The organism is Acinetobacter sp. YH16044 (assembly GCF_013417145.1).
Taxonomy (GTDB): Bacteria; Pseudomonadota; Gammaproteobacteria; order Pseudomonadales; family Moraxellaceae; genus Acinetobacter; species Acinetobacter amyesii.
In genome coordinates this window covers 1-4242 of record NZ_VPEK01000081.1, presented here as the reverse complement: position 1 = coordinate 4242, position 4242 = coordinate 1, and the positions used below count along the sequence as shown (strand labels likewise).

Genomic DNA, 4242 nt, shown 5'->3' with positions numbered 1-4242 from the left:
TCTTATGCGAAATTTAGGTCTTATCCCAAATAAATCCATTAAAAAGATCTTTATCTTTCTGCTTATTTTCTTCGGTCTTATTTTCCGTATTTAAAAATTGCTCAAAATCGGCTAATTGCTGTTTAAACGATTCATCATTTTTTAATTTATTTAAAGCCCAAGCTCCCAGTAGAATTTTACGTCTCGTATCATCTTTACGTTGCTGATCAGAAACTTTCTTTTTTTCACGAGCAGCAATAGCTTGTTTTTGTGCTTTTAGTTGTCTTAATCGTTCTTCTTGCTTTGCAATTTTTTGCTCTAAAGTTTCAACACTCATACCATCACCATCTCAAGGAATCCCCCTCAAGCATAGGTCTGTTTGAATTGAAATTCAAGACAGCCCATGCTATCGTGGTTTTCCCGAAGGGCGCACTTAGCCATTGGATTTCATCCAATGGTGCGACAAGGGGTAAATCCCCTTTGTAATCCCCTGACCAACATATACATGTTGGTAATTTCGATAAATCGAAATAAAGAGCAAAAGCAAAATGGCGATATATCATTTTTCAGTTAAAACGATTAGTAGAGGTAATGGACGATCGGCCGTTGCTTGTGCTGCATATCGTTCAAGTGAAAAATTGGTATGCGATTTTTATGGAAAAGAACAAGACTACACAAGAAAAACTGGTGTCGAATTTACAAAAATCTATGCACCTGAAAATACAAATACTGAGTTACTCAAGCGCCAAACACTTTGGAATGAAGTCGAAAAGGTTGAACGTAGAAAAGATGCATTACTTGCAAGAGAGTTTGAGATTGCATTTCCCAGTGAGTTAAACGCTGAACAGCGTGAAAATATGCTCAATGAACTTTGCCGAAACCTCGTTAAAAAATACGGTGTCATCGTTGATGCTGCTATTCATGCACCTCATACAGACAGTGGAAGTGATGAACGCAACTACCATGCACACATCATGTTCACAACCCGAAGTATTAATGAGCAGGGTGGCTTTTCAGCAAAAAAATATAGGGACTTCAGTCGTGACAATGGCACAGAAACTGTAAGCCACTGGAGAGAATCATTTGCAGAGTTATGCAATCATCACCTGGAACAAAATGGATTTGATGAACGTGTCGATCACAGAAGTTATGAAGACCAGGAAAGTGACCTAGAAGCAACTCAGCACGAAGGTCCTCAAGCGACATACCTCCGGAGACGAGGGATATTTACAGAAATTAGTCTGAAAAATGATGAAATTAAGCTACGTAATTTAAAAATCAAAAAGGTCATCGCACTGGATGAAAACATCAAAGTATCTGAGGATCTTGTTCAAAAAGTACGAAGTGAGCTTCAGTTTCAATACTCTCAAGCTGAGTATTCAGAAAAAACTTCTCAGAAACTTTATGAATTCCAAAATGAAGAATTATCAAAATTAACAACAAAATTAGACACGATGAGTTCTGCAATATCAGAACTACGCAAAAAAGAGCCTTTATTTTTTAAAACAAAATGGATCAATCAAATAAATGACCTGATCGACCAACACAACACCCAACTAGACATCCAAAAGCATATTTCTGGTCTTAGTGAAATAGAAAAAAAAGAGAGATATTCTGATCATTTAAATAAATGGACAGAAGAAAATCAGCTGCTCCAGCCTAAAAAGTCTTTTGCAAAACTTGACGAACCGAACATCACTGTTAAACAACGAAAACTTAATGATCAAATTTCAAATATAGATCATCAAATTTCTGAAATATCACGCAGAGAAACTGAGTATCAAGAGTATGTACGCGATCAAAGACTGGAGATCATAAATAGTTATATATTTGAAGAAGATAACTATGGAAATAAATACTTTAGTCCTCAAAATGGTGAAAAACAAAAGCGACTATATGCAGAAGAAATGGAAGATCTAAAAATCCAAGAATTGCATGCGGCTTTTACAAAAAAAATTGAGACCGAAGCGCAGCAAGAGTTTTCCCAAAAAATAGCAATACAGCTCGAAAACGACCGAAAAGATCGTGAATCTAGAGAACAGCAGTTACGTAAAGAACGAGAGCAACAAGAACAACGCTATGCACAAGAACGAGAGCAACAAGAACATTTGGCATTTTTAAGACGCCAAGAACAAGAAAAACAGCAGAGAAATGAGCCTAAAAAGCCAGAAAATGACAATAACCATGACTACACGCCTTAGCAATCCCATTTAAGCGCAAAAAAACGGGGGTTTTAGCGACTTTTGATAGAAATACAGTAAAACTATAGTTGATAAAAATAAAATCGCTTAGAACGCAAATGAGAGCCTTTTAGCGAGTGTCTACGAGCGACACAACGAAAGGTTGCTTATTCCCCCTCTGAAAAACCGTTTTTTATTGAATTACTGAGGACAGTGATTAGCGAGTGTCTACGAGCGAAGTATTGATGCTTTTGCTCGTCAAAAAGCATGAGCATAGCGAATGCATTATTCATGTTTTGCTTTTTGAATCCTTGATCATATATGCAAAAAACTGCCCCCACGAAGCGAGTGAAACGAGCTTCAATAGAGTACGAGCTTTAGCGAGTACCAAGGGCAGTTTTAATAACTCACTTTGGAAATAAATTCCCTTTTATTCTTTTAAAAAGCTTTTAAAAGCTTTTAGACCCTCTGAAAACCTTATGCAGCAATAGTTTCAAGCGTTAAAAGGGTACAAATAGCATGATAAAGGGTACAAATAGCATGATTTTATCGTTTAAAAGGGTACAAATAGCATGATTAAAGGGTACAAATAGCATGATAAAGGGTACAAATAAATTATTGTACCCTTATGTTTATTGGTGTACATTGTTTTCTCATAAGGGTACAAAAATCATGTTCATTTTTTATAAGGTTTGATATCTGAATGAATAAAGAAAATAGTTATGATAAATCTTATCCAGTAACAACAATGGCTATTCAAAACAAAGTTACTGAATGCTTTAAAAGCATGTCTGTAGATGAAAAAAGAATTTTAATTATGGCTTCTCCGATTGCTAGAAATATCGATGCAAGTGAACAAGATCAAATCTTAATATCTGCTCAACAATTTGCTGATGACTGTGGTATCAAAGTCAATTCTGCTTATAAACAAATTGAAAATGCGTCAAAAAAACTAGTAGATCGGTCCTTTTCATACGTTAATGATAGGGGGAAAAAGGTCTACTCTAACTGGGTAATTGATGCTACTTATGAAGATGCAGGGATATCTTTAAGGTTTACATCTATTGTTTTGGTGATGTTGAAAATTTTAGATAAATACAATCCATACACTCGTTATAAAAAAGATGTAGTTCTAAAATTAAAAAAAGACTACTCAATAGACTTTTACCATTTAGCGAAAAAAAATCAGGCAAAAAATGGCTTTGAATTAACGCTAGATGAAATGTTTACAGAGTTTGGTTTACCAGAATCTTATAGAGATTTGAGGAACTTAAAACGAAGAGTTTTGAAGAGCTCATTAGATGAAATTAATGAATTTACCGATGTAACAGTTGACTATAGTCCAGTTAAAAAAGGACGTTCTGTTGTCGGCTTTAAGTTCACTGTGAAAGAAAAATCTAAGCCAAAATTAATAGCTCCTGAGCGAGATCCAAAAACAATAGATATATTCTGCAACCTGTCTGATGCTCAAATTAAAAAGTACAGTGCTATTTTATCTAAACTTTCTGAGCTATCAGACCTAAGTAACTTCCAGGACTATCCTAGTTTTGCCCTTTGGATTAGTGGCATCTTACGAGATCCGAAAAGTGTAAGAGAGGAAACAGCAAAGCGGATTTTTAAAGCTCTTCATAGCAAGACGGATTTTAAACCATGAAAACTAGAGCTGAATTAGATGCAATGAGCCATCAAGAACTCAAAGACTATGAGCAAAGTTTACTTGCTCTGTGGACACCAAGAATGGCTATTGAAAGTGACATTGAAAGGTTAAGCACTAATCGCAACGAATTATTAGAAATTTTTAATCAATTAAAAAATCCTGATGCTCCTGAAAATGAGCGTTTAAAAAATTCTATTTTATCGCTCAAATATAAGATTGAAGATTTAGAAGATAAATTGGATGATCTTATTCAAGATAATCGCTTAAATCGTGCAGATTGAATTATTCAGTTTATTTAATTAAAACCGTGAAACATTGATCAAAGAATAGGCGTGGAACGTGAATAGTCACAAAAAAGCCGTTCCAGTGCGCTGAACCCTGGAACGTCTTAGTATAAGTTTATGATTTATATCGAATAAAAAACAG

General features: G+C 35.0%; 4 protein-coding genes. 3 read left to right on the top strand and 1 reads right to left on the bottom strand.

Annotated elements, in window-relative coordinates; genetic code table 11:
• Nucleotides 1-13: 13 nt before the first annotated feature.
• Complete coding sequence (locus FTV38_RS16725) at nucleotides 14-316, bottom strand: hypothetical protein (RefSeq protein ID WP_018680087.1); 303 nt, start codon at nucleotides 314-316, stop codon at nucleotides 14-16.
• A 211-nt stretch (nucleotides 317-527) separates the two neighbouring features.
• On the opposite strand from FTV38_RS16725, the gene mobQ reads away from it, so the two are divergent.
• The 3 genes from mobQ (at nucleotide 528) to FTV38_RS16710 (ending at nucleotide 4097) form a co-directional block, all read left to right on the top strand.
• Nucleotides 528-2180, top strand: a complete 1653-nt coding sequence (gene mobQ, locus FTV38_RS16720) for a MobQ family relaxase (RefSeq protein WP_018680086.1) — start codon at nucleotides 528-530, stop codon at nucleotides 2178-2180.
• A 682-nt stretch (nucleotides 2181-2862) separates the two neighbouring features.
• Entirely contained in the window at nucleotides 2863-3813 is a 951-nt protein-coding gene (locus FTV38_RS16715; RefSeq protein WP_180005475.1) for a replication initiation protein, read from the top strand.
• The gene (locus tag FTV38_RS16710) at nucleotides 3810-4097 is read left to right on the top strand and encodes a hypothetical protein (protein ID WP_004728627.1); all 288 of its coding nucleotides are present in this window, start codon (nucleotides 3810-3812) and stop codon (nucleotides 4095-4097) included. The genes FTV38_RS16715 and FTV38_RS16710 overlap by 4 nt, the downstream gene beginning before the upstream one ends.
• Nucleotides 4098-4242 lie beyond the last annotated feature (145 nt).